Here is a 14,147-nt window from a genome sequence, read left to right on the forward strand (position 1 = left end):
ATTGCCACGGTCCACGGGTGATCACGCGGTGGCCCCGGGGGACGGTGGTTCCGGCATGTAGCTTGCTGTGACGTGGGACCGTGGTGTCCCTGCGCACAACCCGGGCCTTGCTGCTCGGTGCGGATGAGTCCCTGGCCTCGCTGCTGGCGGACGTGCTGGGCGACCTGGGCATCGCCCTGTTCCTGGACGCGGAGGACGCGGCCCGGCCGGACCTGGTGCTGGCGCACGTGGAGCGCGGGGAGGCCATCCTCCCGGTGATGACACGCGCTCGGGACTGCGCCGCCACCGCGCCCGTCGTCGTCCTCCTGCCCTTCGCGGACGAGCGTCTGGTGTCCCGCGCCCTGTGTCAGGGGGCCCGGGCATGTTTCGCGCTGGGCAGCCCACTCGATGAGCTTCGCGCCCTCCTGCGCTCGCACTTCCCTCTGTTGGAGACCACCCATGGGTGAACCGATGGCCGTCGTCACCGTGCTGCGTCCCGTTGTCCCCTTGCGTGAAGTGGAGCGCCGCCCGGTGGCTCCGGTGTTGGACTCGGGGGAGCCCTCCCTCTTCCAGGCCGGCCAGGTCCGCGTCACCGCCGAGCGGCTCGTCGTGGGCGGCCAGAGCTGGGCGCTGCGCGACGTGCTCCAGGTGGAGACCGCGCGCCGCACCCCGAAGGTGTGGCCCTACCTGCTCGCGGTGGGCCTGGCCGGGGCGCTGGGGCTGCCGCTGTTGTCCTGGCTGTCCGTCAGCGTGACGGCGCTGAAGGGCGCCTACGAGGCGGGGCTCGTCCTCACCGCCCTGGGCCTCTTCGCGTCCATGGCCGCGCTGCTCGTGGTGGAGGAAACCCACTACCTGGTGCTGGGGCTGCCGGGCGGCTCGCGCCGCGTCTTCGGCAGCCACGACGCCCAGCTCATCGCACGGCTTGCGGGGACGGTGCGGGCCGCGTGTCAGCGGCCGTGAGCTGGTCGCGCACCCGCGAGACGATCTCGTAGGAGCGCAGGCGCGCCGCGTGGTCGAAGATCTGCGCGGTCACCATCAGCTCGTCGGCTCCGGTCTGCTCGATGAGGGACTGGAGGCCGTCGCGCACGCTGTCCGGCGAGCCCACCACGGTGCACGCCAGCATGTGTTCGATCTCCGCCAGCTCCATCTCGTTGAGCTGACCGTCCATGCTTTCCACCGGCGGCAGCAGCGGGCCCGGCCGGCCCCGGCGCAGGTTGATGAAGGCCTGGAGCAGCGACGTGAAGAGGCGCTGCCCCTCCTGGTCCGTGTCCGCGGCGAAGACGTTCACGCCAATCATCGCGTACGGCTTCTGGAGCACGTCCGACGGGCGGAACTGCGTGCGGTACAGGTGCAGCGCGCTCATCATCTGCGCGGGCGCGAAGTGCGACGCGAACGCGAAGGGCAACCCCAGGGCCGCGGCCAGCTGCGCGCTGAAGGTGCTGGAGCCCAACAGCCACAGCGGCACGTGCAAGCCCGCGCCCGGCACCGCGCGCACGGCCTGCCCCGGCACCGGGTCCTTGAAGTAGTTCTGCAGCTCCACCACGTCCTGCGGGAAGCTGTCCGCGCCCCCCAGGCCCCGGCGCAGGGCGGCGGAGGTGCGCTGATCCGTCCCCGGCGCGCGGCCCAGGCCCAGGTCGATGCGGCCGGGATAGAGCGTCTCCAGCGTGCCGAACTGCTCCGCGATGATGAGCGGCGCGTGGTTGGGCAACATGACGCCGCCCGCGCCCACGCGAATCGTCTTCGTGCCCCCCGCCACGTACCCGATGACCACCGACGTGGCCGCGCTGGCGATGCCCGTCATGTTGTGGTGCTCGGCCAGCCAGAAGCGCTTGTAGCCCAGGGCTTCCGCGTGGCGGGCCAGGTCCAGGCTGTTGTGGAGGGCGAGGCCGGCGTCGCCCCCGGAGATGACGGGGGACAGGTCGAGGACGGAGAAGGGGATCATCGGGGGGACCCTCGCGCCACGGGGGCGGAAAAGCCCTTCGATAGCCAGGGCCCTCGGGGTTTTCACGGCATTGACGCACCGCTCGGGCGCTCGGGCCCTCCGGACCGCCAGGCGGAGGCCATCCCACCCATCAGCCTGGCTTCAGGCGTGCGGGGGGCCGGCCTTGCGCTCGGACTTCGCTCGAACCAGCGCGGCGTGCGCGCGGTCCAGGGTGCGGTGCGGATCCTCCTCGCCCCGCACCGTCACGGCGATGGACACGCACGCGGGCTGGCCGGGCACGTCATGGAGCTGCTGGCGCGCGGCCTCCGCGCCCACGGCGTCCGCCCCGGGCAGCGCGAGCAGGAGGGTGTCCCCCGTCCAGCGCACCACGAAGCCCGGGGGAGGACAGAGGCCTTCCGCGTGCCGGGCCAGCTCGCGCAGCGCCGCGTCGCCCGCGTCGTAGCCGCGCGTGCGGTTGATGGCGCCCAGCTCCAGCAGATCCACCAGGAGCAGGCTGGTGGGCAGGCCCTCCCGGCGGCAGCGGCCAATCTCCTTGGCCGGCCGCTCCTCGCCCACGCGCCGGGTGTCCAGCCCCGTGAGCGCGCCCTGGCGCAACAGCCGCTCGCGCGTGCCCTTCAGGTCCGCGCCAATGCCCAGGTCCGTCAGCGACAGGAGCTGCGCGATGCCACCGGGCACCAGGAAGGGCCTCGCCACCCAGCGCACCACGCGCGGCCGGGGCCGCTCCAGCGACAGGGTCAGGTGCAGCCCGCGCGAACTCTCCGCCGCCAGTTCCAGCTGACGCAGCGTGCCGCCGGAGTCCGAGGTCAGGCTCGCGATGTACTGGCACAGCGAATCGAAGGCCATGCCCGCCAGCCGCTCCTCCGGCAGCCCCAGGAGCTCCGCCAGCGCCGCGTTGGCGGCGAAGGGCTTGCGGCCCGGCGCCACCACCAGCACCGGTACTTCCAAGGCACTCACTGCCTCGCGCACCAGCGCCAGCGCCGCCGCCTCGTTGAGCACCGGCTCCGCCGCACCCCGGGGATGCGGCAAGGCGGGGGGCGCCCGTCCCCGCACCGCGGTGTGCTCCAGGTTCTCCGCCACGCGGCTGGCCCATGGAACGGGGCGTTACCACCCGGACGCTCAACACCGTCTAGGTGAAGTCCGGTGCGTCGTCCGCGAACGCGGCGGACGGCAACAGCCACAGCCCCAGGCACAGGACAGCGGCGACAGAAGCCGGGAACCCCCGGCGGGACACGGGGGCAACGGCGGCGGGATTGTTCATGGACCTCTACTGGACGGCGACCGGGCGCTTTCCTAGCGCGGTACTTCCAGCAATTGCGAGACGTGCTCCGCCAGGTCCGGCAGCGGCTGGGGCTTGCTCAGCACCAGGTCCACACCCAGCGCCTGCGCACGCGTCCCCAGCTCCGGCGTCGCGAACGCCGTCAGCAGCACCATGCGCGTGGCGGGCGAGGACTCGCGCACCCACTCCGCGATGATGAGCCCTTCCTCGGACTGCGTTCCGCTCAGGCGCAGGTCGCTGATGACCAGGTCGTACCGGCTGCGCTTCATGTGCTCCAGGGCCTCATTCAGGTCCGTGGCGGAGTCGACCTTGTAGCCGGCGCTGGCGAAGAAGCGGCCCAGGACCCAGCACAGGACCGTTTCATCGTCGACGATCAGCAGGTTCCGGGGCACACACGAAGGCATGAGCAAGTGAGGGGCCAGGGCCCCGAGAATAGAGGGAGGGAGTCTTTACAGCTACTTGGCCCGGCGGAAGCACGTCCGCCGCGCGCGTCTGTCCAGCTTGCGGATCCACTTTCCAGAATTCGGACCAAGTCAGACACTGACGGCAGCCCGCATGCTCACCGCATGGGGATGGGCTGGGGCTGGTCCTCGTTGGCCGCGGCGGGAATCAGCGCGGACAGGTGGAGGATGAGCACCGGCATCAGCTGCGGCTTGGGAAGCAGCCTGGTGATGCCACTGCTCCACGCCGAGTGCCGCACCTCGTCCAGGGGCAGCGCCGTCATCAACAGGATGGGAATGTGCGCGTCCTGCAGGCGCAGGTCGCGCGCGAAGCGCAGACCTTCTTCCATGCCGGGCCGGCCGAAGGGGTGGTCGATGAGGATCGCGTCGAACAGGTTCGTGTTCAGCAGGCCGCGAGCCTGGGAATCCGTGCGAGCGGTGAGAACGGTGAAGCCCGCGGCCGTCAGGTGACGCGCCGTTGCCCCACGAACCGGGGGCTTCGAATCGAGGAGGAGGATTTTACCGTGCATGCACAACAACAGTGCAGCTGTTGTGCCGCGCAGGATGTCATACGCCCATTCCAGTCATTGCAAGGGATTGGAAGGGGGGGGGCGAGCGAGGATGGGCCCGTTTTCCAATTCCTGGACCAGTCTCCGGAATCTGGACGAAAAAGGCCGTACCCCGCCGCGTCCGCGGGCCGTGAATCAATAGAACGCAGGTCCCACCGGGAGCCGAAAGATGCCCGAGCCCGTGAAGGATGAATCACTCCAGCTCCTGCTCGCGCGCGCTGACGACCGCCGGCCGGTGCTGGAGGACGGGCTTCCCGCGGACTCCACCCGGGATGCCCCCAGGCCCGCGCCGCTTCCTCGCCGTGCCGAGGGCATGACGCTGGAGCGGCCCGACGCGAACCCGAATGACCTGCCCGCCCAGCGCTGGGGTGTCATCGCGCCCCTGGGCACGGCGGGCGACGCCATGCTTCGCGCCATCGAGCCGCTCATCCAGCACCGCGAGCAGGAGCAGGGCGCCGCGGTGATGCGCTACCGCGTTCCTCCCGGCATGGACGCGAACGCGGCGGTGCGCTGGAAGGAGTCGGTGCACCGGGCCGAGGACGTCCCCGAGGAGGAGCGTCCCAGGTACCTGCTGCTGCTCGGGGACCTGCCCGACGTGTCCATGGAGTTGCAGCACGTGCTCGCGCATAGCGCGTTCGTGGGACGGCTTCACGTAGGGCTGCCCGACGGTGAACCAGACCTCGCGGGCTACACGTCCTACGCGGGGAAGGTGATCGCGGCCGAGAAGCAGGGCGCGCCTCCGGAGTCCCCCGACATGCTCCTGTACACGGCGCGGGACGGGACGACGGCCACGACCTCCGGACACCACCTGCTGGTGGAGCCCTGCCGGCAGGTCATGGAGACGCGGTGGAGGCAGAAGCGGCCCGCGTTGAAGGTCCAGGAGGTTCCCTATGACTACGGGGACGCGGACGCGCTCCTGGAGGCCGCGGCCGCTGCGCGCTCGGCGGTGATGCTCACGGTGGCGCATGGGTTGGGGCGGCCCTCGAAGGGATGGGCTTCTCCCGAGGAGCAGCGGGCGATGCAGGGCGCGCTGACGCTGGGCGGAGGCCCACCGCTCACGGGAGCCATGCTGAGGGACACGCCCTTCCTGCCCGGAGGCATGTGGTTCAGCGTGGCGTGCTTCGGCGCGGCGACTCCACCGGACAGTGCGTTCCATGCATGGCTCGCGCAGATCGCCGCGGCTGGCGGGTTCGCGGGCCGTCCTGACTCCGTGCTGCACAGCCTGCCCAGGGCAGGGGAGCGTCCCTTCGTGGCGGCGCTGCCCCAGGCCCTGCTGGCGAATCCGCGCGGACCGCTGGGCATCATCGGCCACAGCGACCTGGCATGGACGCTCGGGTTCCTGGACTCGGAGGACATGACGCGCGGCCGTGCCTCGCGTGTCCTCTCCGCGCTCCAGATCCTGTCCAACGGTAGCCGCGCGGGCGTCGCCCTGGACGCGTTGATGAGCGCGTACCGGGGCGTCAACGACGCGCTGCTGGCGGGCTACCGGGCGCGGCAGGACGCGCAGGTGTATGGCATTCCGGATCCTGTCGACCCGAAGCGACAGGGTCATCAATGGATGCAGCGCAATGACTTGCGCGGCTATGTGTTGCTCGGAGACCCCGCTGCAAGGCTTTCAGGGCAGCAGCCGTAGCGTCGGGGGCGGCGTCACGAGCGGATCCCGTCCCTGGGCCCTCTCACATTCCGCATAGCCGCTGCGCGCCTGCTCCTCGCTTTCATCCAGGTAGCTGCGACGGACGTCCGGAGGAAGGCAGTCCTTGTTGACGGCCCGAAGCCGCCGCTGGAGCTCCGAGACATCCAGGGGCCAGAGCTGTGCCTGTCCATCGGCGCACACCGTCAGGACCTGCTGTTGCCCGGCCGGACTGAACTCGGCGGATGCGACCTCCGACTCACAGCCCTGGATCACCAGGGGCACGCCCGTTCCGTCCGCCCTCCACACCCGCGCGGTCTGGTCAACCGAGGTCGTCACCACCCACAGGCCATCCGGGCTGAAGCGCGCGGAATTGACGACGTTCAGGTGTCCCTTGAGCACGACGGGCGTGCCCGTTCCGTCCGCCCTCCACACCCGCGCGGTCTTGTCAGCGGACGCTGTCACCACCCACAAGCCATCCGGGCTGAAGCTCGCGGAATAGACGTCACCTCCATGCCCTTTGAGCACGACGGGTGTGCCCGTCCCGTCCGCCTTCCACACCCGCGCGGTCTGGTCCTCGGACGCCGTCACCACCCACTGGCTGTCCTGGCTGAACTCGGCGGAGAGGACGCGGCGCTCATGGCCCTGGAGCAGCACGGGCGTGCCGGTTCCATCCGTCCTCTGCACCTTCGGGACCCGGACAAACGCGGTCACGACCCACTGACCGTCGCGGCTGAACCGGGCGGAGCGTGCATCGTCGGACTTCAGCACCCGCGGTGTCCCGCTCCCGTCCGCCCTCCACACCTGGGGCTCGCCCCCGGACGTGATCAACACCGACTGGCCATCCGGACTGAACTCCGCGGACCCGATGGGCCTGAGCGGATTCTTCAGCATCACCGGAGGGCCCATCCCATCCGTCCGCCACACCCGCGCACTCCCGTTCTCGAAGACAGTCACCAACTGGTGTCCATCCGGGCTGAACGCGGCCGACAAGACGGGACCCGCGCGCCCATCGAGCACCACGGGGGCGCCCGTCCCCTCCGTGCGCCAGACGCGTGCCGCTCCGTCGGCGCCCGCCGTGACGACCCGCTGCCCATCCGGGCTGAACCGCGCGGACCGGACCGCGTCGGCCGCCTCTCCGGGACCCTGGAACACCACGGGAAGCTCCGGCCCGCCCGCCTTCCAGACCCGGAGGGCTCCATCACTGGACGCGGTGATGATCCGCTGGCCGTCCCGACTGAATCGCGCGTCCGCGACCCAGCCCTGGTGCCCCTGGAGCGCCCGGGGGGAGCCTCTTCCATCCGCCCTCCACACCCTTGCGGTCCCGTCGAACGACGTGGTCACCACCCACTGGCCATCGGGGCTGAACTCCGCGGAGGTGATGGGGTCTGTATGGCCATTAAGGACGGTGGGAGAGCCCGTCCCATCCGCCTTCCACACCCGCGCCGTCTTGTCCTCGGAAGCCGTCACCACCCACTGGCCATCGGGGCTGAACGTGGCGGAGTTCACGCTCCCCTCATGCCCGTTGAGCACGACGGGCGAGCCCTTCCCATCCGCTCGCCACACCCGCGCCGTCTTGTCCTCGGAAGCCGTCACCACCCACTGTCCATCCGGGCTGAACTCGGCGGAGAAGACGGGCTTCGTGTGCCCCTTGAGCACGATGGGCGGGCCCTTCCCATCCGCCCGCCATACCCGCGCCGTCCTGTCCCAGGAGGCGGTCACCACGCGCCGCCCCTCCGGGCTGAAGCGCGCCGACAGGACCGAGGCCTGGTGTTCGCCCAGCATCACGGGCTCGCCGGTTCCATCCGCCCGCCGCACCTGCACGCTCATGTCCGCCGAAGCCGTCACCAGCCACTGGCCATCCGGACTGAACCTCGCGGAGTGGACGGTGTCCTCGTACTTCCAGAGCGCCTCGGGCGTGCCCGTCCCATCCGACCGCCACACCCGGACGGTGGCGTCCCGGCTGGCGGTGGCGACCCATTGCCCGTCCGGGCTGAACTCGATGGAGTCGACGATGCCCTCATGGCCCGTCAACGCCACGGGGGTGCCCGTCCCGTCCACGCGCCATACCCACGCCGGTCCTTCCCGGGAGGCCGCCGCCACCCGCAGGCCGTCCGGGCTGAACGCCGCGACGTTCAGCGGAGCCGTTCCCTGGAACGTCACCTCCGGGAGGGGTTCCTTCAGGACGTCATGCGCCAACTGCGTCCACCACCGCGCCTGCTCGGGCTCAGGCACTTCGAGCAGCAGCTTCGTGGCCATCGCGGCGTAGCCGCGGCCCTGCAGGTCGCGAGCCCCCGCCATCAACGCCAATCCCCGCGCGTCTCGCGCCTGCTTGACGGCCTCCTGCTTCGCGCCATCCGCGGCCGTCTTCGCCCGCTCCGCATGGGTCCGCTCCGTCCAGGCCCAGATGAGCAGCAGGGCCATCAGCGCCGCCACGCCCACCGCCACCGAGGCCAGGATGATGAGCCTGCGCCGCTCGGCCGCTTCACGCCGGCGCTGTCGCTGCCCTGACTCCCGCTCGATGCGCTGCTGCTTGAGGTCGAAGACCTTGCGCGCGAGCCAGTCGTGTCCCAGCTCGAAGTACCGGCTGCCCTGGTGCTGCTCCGCGTGCAGCACCGCCGCCGCTTCCAGGTGCGTCAGCACCTCGTCCGCGTGCTCGGGTGGCAGCTCGGCGCGGGCCTCCTGCTCCGTCAGCAGGGTCCGGCTGCCGTCGCTCGCGATGAGGTGCTGCTCCAGCAACCGGCGCGCCGCCCGCTTCTTGTCGGAGCCGAGCGCATCCAGCGTCGCCTCCAGGTAGCGGTGCACCATCGGCTCCGCGGCGACAGGCTCCACGGCCTGGCCCCGCGCCCGTTCGTCCCACAGCGCCCGGCAGACGATCTGCGCGAACGCGGCCTGCACCTCGGCGTCATCGTCCTGTTCGCCCTGTCCCGCCATGCGCACCTGCCGCATCAGCGCGCGCACCTCCTGCTCGGACCAGGGCTGCGTGGGCAGGCCCTTCTCGGTGGCCAGCCGGCACGACACCCGCACCATCTCGCCCACGGTGAGCGGCCCCAGCCGGAAGCCCTGCTCCAGCAATTCGCGCCGGCCCCGCACGCGGTCACGGAAGCGCCCCAGGTAGTCCTCGCGCATCGCCAGCACGAGCTGCAGCCCGCGCACCGGCTTGCGTGCCAGCGCGTCCAGCCCCTTCAGCAGCGCGCCGGTCGCCTCCACGTCGCGCCCCGGAAGGAAGAGCTGCTCCAGTTGGTCCAGGTAGATGAGCACCGGCCGGTCCGAGCGCTGCGACGCGAGCTCCAGCGCCGAGTCCAGCGCTTCCACCGTCCCCGCTTGCTCCGGTGGAGGCCCCAGCTCCAGCTCCGCGTGCATCGTGCGCACGAGCCGCGCCAGCGGAGCCTCCCCCGCGAGCCACCCGTCGATGCGCACCGTGCGGAACTCGTGCGCCTCCTCCAACAGCGGAATCACGCCGGCCTGCATCACCGACGACTTCCCCGCGCCCGAGGGGCCAAAGAGCGTGAGGCACGGGTGCGCGAGGATGCGATTCACCAGCCGCTGCGTCACGGTCTCGCGGCCGAAGAAGCGCTCGCGGTCCGCCGCGCGGTAGGGCTGCGGCCCGAGGAAGGGATTCACCAGGCCGTTCATCGCGAACCTCCCTGCGTCCCCGTGCCGAGCGACTCGGCCACCGCGCCCGCTTCCGCCTGCACCACCTGGATGCCAGCGCCCGCGGGCAGGCCCCGGCCTGACTTCCAAGACTCCGCCTCATGCACCCCGGGCTCCAGCAGCACCAGGCTCTTGCGAGGGAGCGGCCGGCGTCCGAACAACCGAGACAGCAGCATGCGGTGGTTCCATGCCAGCAATGACAGTCCAATGAGCAGCGCGGGGCGGCTGTCCAGCGTCCCCAGGATGGCGTCCGCCAGGTCCGGAGGCAGGACGGACTCCAGGTCTCGCACGCCGTGCAGGTAATCGTCCTCCGTGAGCAGGGGCGTTTCGAAGACGCGGTCGGGCAGGTAGCCCCGGTACAGCCGCACCAGCGCCACGTCGCGCGACGGGTCGAAGTCCAGGGGCAGCGTGTCGAGCGGTTCCCAGTCCTGCCCTGGCAGGCGCCGTCGGATCAGCGCGGAGCCCTCGTCTGGCGTCGACGGCTGGATGACATAAAGCGGCAGCTCGGGCCGGTGCAGCGCGAGTGCCTGCTCCAACACAGGCATGCGCAAGAGCGTGATGTGCACGCCGGGCCTCAGCCGCCGCGCCAGCGCCTCCACCAGCGGAAGCGTGGGCATCGCATCCCGGAACACCTCCTGGAAGTGCGAGTCCAGCGTCTTGGGCCCGAAGCGCAGCGTGAACCGCTGCGCCAGCGCGCTCATCGGCAGCGCCTCCGGCACGGCCCAGGGCGTGCCCCGCATCCGGCCGTGCAAGAGCTCCCGCAGGTCCTCGTCCGTGGTGCCCCCGTGGTCGCCCAGCACCAGGGAGAAGGGACGCGAGACCAGGTCCAGGAGCCCGCGCAGGGACGGGTCCTCTCCGCGCACCGGTTCGGACCGCACGGGAGCACGGGGCGCGGCGTTCACCCGGGCGGGCCGGAAGGAGAAGAGGGTGGTGTCACTGCCTCGCAGGTACAGGACGGGGGAGAAGGCCTCGGCGCTCTCGCCGAACTCCGTGAGCACCGTGCTGCGCGCGTCATGGAGGCAGCGGGCCACGTCGCCCCGGTGCCGGGTGTCTCCCACCAACGCGCGATAGAAGGCCCGCGAGCACGCGCGCGCCACGTCTGTCTTCACCGGCCACAGGTGCGCCACCACCGCGTCCGCGCCGCCCTGCGCGAGCAGCTCCGCCGCGCTCGTCAGCGCCCCCGGTTGAGCGCCCTGACAGGCTTCGAGCACCACCAATCGCAGGTCGCCCCGGAAGGCTCCCGCCAGCTCCTTCGCCAGCAGCTCCACGGAGAGCCCCGCGGACGCGCCGTCCGCATCCGTGAGTTGCAGGACCGGAGCCCCCTTCGCGTCCACGCCGCCATGACCGATGAAGTGCAGGATGTGCGGCGCGGGCTCCGAGCGGAGCCGGTCGATGACGTAGTCGCGCCGCGAGCGGGCCCCCACGAGCGGCTCCATCCACTCCAGCGCTCCGGAGTCGATGGCCGGCTGGAGCATGGCGCGCAGGCGGGCCGGTGCCTCTTCGTCCAGCGGCGAGACGACGAGCAGCCGCACGGCCCCAGTGACCTCGCGAGGAAGCCAGGGCTTCGTGGACTGCACCCCGCGCACGATGCACAGCTCCGGCGAGATGCCGAGGAAGTCGAGCGGCCCGGACGGTCCACAGAGCGCCTCCCAGGGAAGCGCCTGGAGCTCGCGGTCCCGGGGCAGCAGGCGCAGCAGCAGCGGCTTCTTGCTCCCGATGTTGCGCGACACGCCGCGCAGCTCGAGCAGCACCTCCTGGAGCCCCTCGCGGAAGAGGGCGGAGTGCAGCGCCCGCGCCTGCTCGGCGGACTCCAGGGGTACTCCGCGCACGGCTGCGTCCCGCACCCACTCACCGAAGCGGCGGAGGGACTCGCGCGAGTGCGCGGGCCCCAACCTGTGCGGCGCGGGCTGTTGGCCTCCGCTGCCCCGCGCTGTTGCGCTGACCTCATCGCCAGTCAGCGCGAGGTCGACCTCCAGCCAGAATCCGGGCGCCGTCGTTCCGCTCGTGCTCATGCGAGCGGAAGCCTACTCCGTCCTCATGGCACCTGGAGCAAGCGGCCGTATCAATAGAAAGTACGTCCGAGCATGGAGGCCTCGACGACGGCCGTTTCGCCATACACCGAGATGTACTAGGTCCCCTGGCTCGGGTAGTAGAGGGAGCAATACTCCAGGTTGCTGTCCGTGGCACCGGAGCGGCAGTCGTAGTTCGTCAGTGTGGGCGCTGCGTTGTAGCGCACGTAGAGGGTGCCATTGCCGGTGCCCTTCTGGAGCGACACGGTGAACGCGGGGATGCCCGACGGCAGGGTCAGGGAGTAGTGCTTCCAGCCGCCCTGGGCGGCGCTCACATGCTGCAGCGTCGCCCGCGGCGCGGTGCTCAGCCGCGGGGTCATGTAGTCGATGAACCCCTTGAGGTACGCAGCCCGCTCGAAGATGTTCGGCGCCGAGCAGCCCAGGTTGTAGCTGGCGACGCCCACCAGCTTCTTCCCGGAGGGGCCGTCCACCACCAGCGGGCCTCCCACGTCCCCCGTGCAGAAGGCGTTGCCCTGCGCCGAACCATCCGCCCCCAGTTGGTCGGTGGTGAGGGGTTGCCCCAGCGCCAGGGAGGCATCCGCGTTGGACATCAGCGGCACGCTCATCTTCATCAACGCGTCTGGGATTGCACTGCCGGGGGTTGTCTGCCCCCAGCCCGAGAGCGTGGCGATGACGCCCGGATCGGTGTAGCCGGCGGAGACATCCGCCGCCGTCGCCACCGGCAGGGCCGCCACCGTGGTGCCATTGAGCGTCAGCGGGGTCATCAACCGCAGGAGCGCCGCGTCCTTGCCCTGCGTCGGATCCCACGAGCCAATGAGGGGAATGATGTCCAGCAGCGTACTCACCTGACCCGCGCTGCTCATCGCCGCCAGGCTGTTGCTGCCCGCCGCGACGCGCAGGGTGCTGGGATGCGGGGGCGTCACGGTGCCGGTCCCCAGCACGCACTGGCGTGAAGTGAGGACCCAGTGGGTGTTGATGATGGTGCCGCCACACAGGTGGTTCCCGGCCGCGTCCTGGAGGGACACCATCCAGGGGAACTCCCCGGCGGCGGCGGGCGTGGCGCCCAAGAGAGGCCGAGCGGTCTGCGCCACGGCGGGTGGATCACCGACCGCTTCAGGGCCACAGCCAGCACCCAGGGACAGGAAGCCCAGCGCGACGGTGGCACGCAGGGAAGGGGACCACGGGAAGGCCGAGCGGGGAGAGGTCATGCAGCCACTCTACGGTTCGTCCTCTGGGGGCGAGCAGGCTTGTTTTCACCGCTTGAACTGGGTCCGCGACCAGGTCTGGCGCTCCTTCAACAGAGACAGCGAGCGGCGGCGCCTCCTCGAATGAGCACGCCGAAGGGCTGGTGGCCGGATATATCAGCCTGATATATCCGGGTGGAGGAGGCAGTCATGGCGAGGGAGAGCACCTGTCGGTTCGCCATCCTGGGGATGCTGTGCCGGGAGCCGATGAGTGGGTACGACCTGCGAAGCACCATCGAGCGGTCGGTGGGCCACTTCTGGCAGGAGAGCTACGGCAACCTGTACCCGACGCTGGAGCGGATGGCGGAGGAGCGCCTCGTCGAGCTCGAGCCGGAGGAGCGCTCGCGGGGCGGACGGATCCGCAAGGTGTACCGGGTGACGGCGGCGGGGCGGAAGGCGCTCGCTGAATGGCTGAGGCGGCCGGTGCTCCCCCACGTCGAGCGCAACGAGCTGTTGCTCAAGCTCTTCTTCGGGGCCCAGGTGGGGCCCGCGGACTCCCTGGCGCAGGTGGAGCGCAGCCGCGCCGAGGCCGAGGGGCTGCTGGCGGTGCTGCGCCTCATCGACGAGGACGTCCGCCACGCCCGGCAAGACGATCCGGAGTTTGCCTACCAGCACTTGTCGATTCGCGCGGGGCTGCTCGGGCTGGAGGCGCACCTGCGCTGGTGTGACGAGGCGCGCGAAGCACTTGGGCGCATGAAGCCGACGACAGGTTCGACGAAGAAGAGGGGAGCGCGATGAGAGGTCATCCGGACGAAGGAGCGCGGCGTCTGTCCATGTTCATGCCGTGGCTCGCCCTGGGCGTCGGGGCTGGACTGGTGCTGTTGCTGAACACGGAGTGGGCGGTGCTGCCCGGCTGGCTGATGGGCGCCCTGTTCCTCGTCTTCTCCCGGAGGCAGCGGCCCGCGGTGGGCTTCGTGGGGCTGCTGGTGGCCAACACCATCGCCGTTTACGTGGCGAACCTGGGAGTGTTCCCGGGCTCCGCCGCGAGCGCCTTGGGCATGGCCTTGGGAGGCGCGGTGGTGGTCGCGCTGCTGTACCTGGCGGACCGGCTCGTCGTGGGGCCACGGGGCACCTTCGTGGGGACGATCTTCCTGCCAGCGGCGACGACGGGGCTGGAGCTCTTCAGCAGCCTGGGCAATCCATTCGGCACCTGGGGCGTGCTGGCCTACACCCAGGCCAAGGTGCCGGTGCTGGTGCAGCTGGTATCGGTGACGGGGTTGTGGGGCCTGACGTTCGTCCTGGTGTGGTTCGCCACGGTGGCCAACTGGGCGTTCGAGCACCGGGATACAGGGCGCCGCGTCCTGCCCGGAGTGGCGGTGTACGCGGCGGTACTGGTGGCCATCCTCGGCTTCGGAGCGCTGCGGCTCGCGGGGGCGGGGAGGG

At 70.8% G+C, this 14,147-nt stretch carries 12 protein-coding genes and 1 pseudogene; 5 read left to right on the forward strand and 8 right to left on the reverse strand.

The genetic code is table 11. The features are described 5' to 3' along the window. Positions 1-83: 83 nt before the first annotated feature. Entirely contained in the window at positions 84-446 is a 363-nt protein-coding gene (locus D7Y15_RS14110; protein WP_233597392.1) for a DNA-binding response regulator, read from the forward strand. Continuing rightward, a complete protein-coding gene (locus D7Y15_RS14115; RefSeq protein ID WP_148712764.1) occupies positions 439-939 on the forward strand; it encodes a DUF6232 family protein in 501 nt (166 codons plus the stop codon). Before D7Y15_RS14110 ends, D7Y15_RS14115 begins: the two co-directional genes overlap by 8 nt. Here the strand turns inward: D7Y15_RS14115 and D7Y15_RS14120 are convergent. From D7Y15_RS14120 to D7Y15_RS14135, 5 genes are all read right to left on the reverse strand, one after another. Then, complete coding sequence (locus tag D7Y15_RS14120) at positions 890-1,921, reverse strand: LLM class flavin-dependent oxidoreductase (protein WP_121752909.1); 1,032 nt, start codon at positions 1,919-1,921, stop codon at positions 890-892. The two genes, D7Y15_RS14115 and D7Y15_RS14120, sit on opposite strands and share 50 nt — an antisense overlap. Positions 1,922-2,062: 141 nt before the next feature. Beyond that, the gene (locus D7Y15_RS14125; RefSeq protein WP_233604953.1) at positions 2,063-2,998 is read right to left on the reverse strand and encodes a GGDEF domain-containing protein; all 936 of its coding nucleotides are present in this window, start codon (positions 2,996-2,998) and stop codon (positions 2,063-2,065) included. 49 nt (positions 2,999-3,047) lie between these two features. Beyond that, complete coding sequence (locus D7Y15_RS46400; RefSeq protein ID WP_255430363.1) at positions 3,048-3,179, reverse strand: hypothetical protein; 132 nt, start codon at positions 3,177-3,179, stop codon at positions 3,048-3,050. Positions 3,180-3,211: 32 nt separating this feature from the next. Beyond that, positions 3,212-3,601: a response regulator gene (locus D7Y15_RS14130; RefSeq protein ID WP_121752910.1), complete on the reverse strand. Its 390-nt coding sequence runs from the start codon at positions 3,599-3,601 to the stop codon at positions 3,212-3,214. 155 nt (positions 3,602-3,756) lie between these two features. Beyond that, a complete protein-coding gene (locus D7Y15_RS14135) occupies positions 3,757-4,167 on the reverse strand; it encodes a response regulator transcription factor (RefSeq protein ID WP_121752911.1) in 411 nt (136 codons plus the stop codon). A gap of 208 nt (positions 4,168-4,375) precedes the next feature. On the opposite strand from D7Y15_RS14135, the gene D7Y15_RS14140 reads away from it, so the two are divergent. Then, positions 4,376-5,839 carry a hypothetical protein gene (locus D7Y15_RS14140; RefSeq protein WP_121752912.1) on the forward strand — a complete coding sequence of 488 codons (1,464 nt, stop codon included), beginning with the start codon at positions 4,376-4,378 and terminating at the stop codon, positions 5,837-5,839. Here the strand turns inward: D7Y15_RS14140 and D7Y15_RS14145 are convergent. The 3 genes from D7Y15_RS14145 to D7Y15_RS14155 form a co-directional block, all read right to left on the reverse strand. Beyond that, the gene (locus tag D7Y15_RS14145) at positions 5,822-9,472 is read right to left on the reverse strand and encodes a hypothetical protein (protein ID WP_121752913.1); all 3,651 of its coding nucleotides are present in this window, start codon (positions 9,470-9,472) and stop codon (positions 5,822-5,824) included. The genes D7Y15_RS14140 and D7Y15_RS14145 overlap by 18 nt on opposite strands. After that, positions 9,469-11,502 carry a CHAT domain-containing protein gene (locus D7Y15_RS14150; RefSeq protein ID WP_120580325.1) on the reverse strand — a complete coding sequence of 678 codons (2,034 nt, stop codon included), beginning with the start codon at positions 11,500-11,502 and terminating at the stop codon, positions 9,469-9,471. The genes D7Y15_RS14145 and D7Y15_RS14150 overlap by 4 nt, the downstream gene beginning before the upstream one ends. A gap of 116 nt (positions 11,503-11,618) precedes the next feature. Then, complete coding sequence (locus tag D7Y15_RS14155) at positions 11,619-12,728, reverse strand: trypsin-like serine protease (protein ID WP_121752914.1); 1,110 nt, start codon at positions 12,726-12,728, stop codon at positions 11,619-11,621. Between the two features lie 186 nt (positions 12,729-12,914). Between D7Y15_RS14155 and D7Y15_RS14160 the strand changes: the two genes are divergently transcribed. Together D7Y15_RS14160 and D7Y15_RS14165 are read left to right on the forward strand one after the other, a co-directional pair. After that, positions 12,915-13,502 carry a PadR family transcriptional regulator gene (locus tag D7Y15_RS14160; RefSeq protein WP_121752915.1) on the forward strand — a complete coding sequence of 196 codons (588 nt, stop codon included), beginning with the start codon at positions 12,915-12,917 and terminating at the stop codon, positions 13,500-13,502. Continuing rightward, positions 13,499-14,147: pseudogene (locus tag D7Y15_RS14165) on the forward strand (apolipoprotein acyltransferase); the annotation flags it as partial. The gene D7Y15_RS14160 and the pseudogene D7Y15_RS14165, both read left to right, overlap by 4 nt.

Origin of the sequence: Corallococcus sp. AB030 (assembly GCF_003668965.1) — a bacterium.
In the GTDB taxonomy this organism is placed as follows: Bacteria; Myxococcota; Myxococcia; order Myxococcales; family Myxococcaceae; genus Corallococcus; species Corallococcus exiguus.

Excerpts from the sequence above, each read along its gene's own strand:
- D7Y15_RS14160 (WP_121752915.1), top strand. The coding sequence starts at position 12,915 with ATGGCGAGGGAGAGCACCTGTCGGTTCGCCATCCTGGGGATGCTGTGC.
- D7Y15_RS14150 (WP_120580325.1), bottom strand. The coding sequence starts at position 11,502 with ATGAGCACGAGCGGAACGACGGCGCCCGGATTCTGGCTGGAGGTCGAC.
- D7Y15_RS14140 (WP_121752912.1), top strand. The coding sequence starts at position 4,376 with ATGCCCGAGCCCGTGAAGGATGAATCACTCCAGCTCCTGCTCGCGCGC.
- D7Y15_RS14135 (WP_121752911.1), bottom strand. The coding sequence starts at position 4,167 with ATGCACGGTAAAATCCTCCTCCTCGATTCGAAGCCCCCGGTTCGTGGG.
- D7Y15_RS14155 (WP_121752914.1), bottom strand. The coding sequence starts at position 12,728 with ATGACCTCTCCCCGCTCGGCCTTCCCGTGGTCCCCTTCCCTGCGTGCC.
- D7Y15_RS14145 (WP_121752913.1), bottom strand. The coding sequence starts at position 9,472 with ATGAACGGCCTGGTGAATCCCTTCCTCGGGCCGCAGCCCTACCGCGCG.
- D7Y15_RS14115 (WP_148712764.1), top strand. The coding sequence starts at position 439 with ATGGGTGAACCGATGGCCGTCGTCACCGTGCTGCGTCCCGTTGTCCCC.
- D7Y15_RS14130 (WP_121752910.1), bottom strand. The coding sequence starts at position 3,601 with ATGCCTTCGTGTGTGCCCCGGAACCTGCTGATCGTCGACGATGAAACG.
- D7Y15_RS46400 (WP_255430363.1), bottom strand. The coding sequence starts at position 3,179 with ATGAACAATCCCGCCGCCGTTGCCCCCGTGTCCCGCCGGGGGTTCCCG.
- D7Y15_RS14120 (WP_121752909.1), bottom strand. The coding sequence starts at position 1,921 with ATGATCCCCTTCTCCGTCCTCGACCTGTCCCCCGTCATCTCCGGGGGC.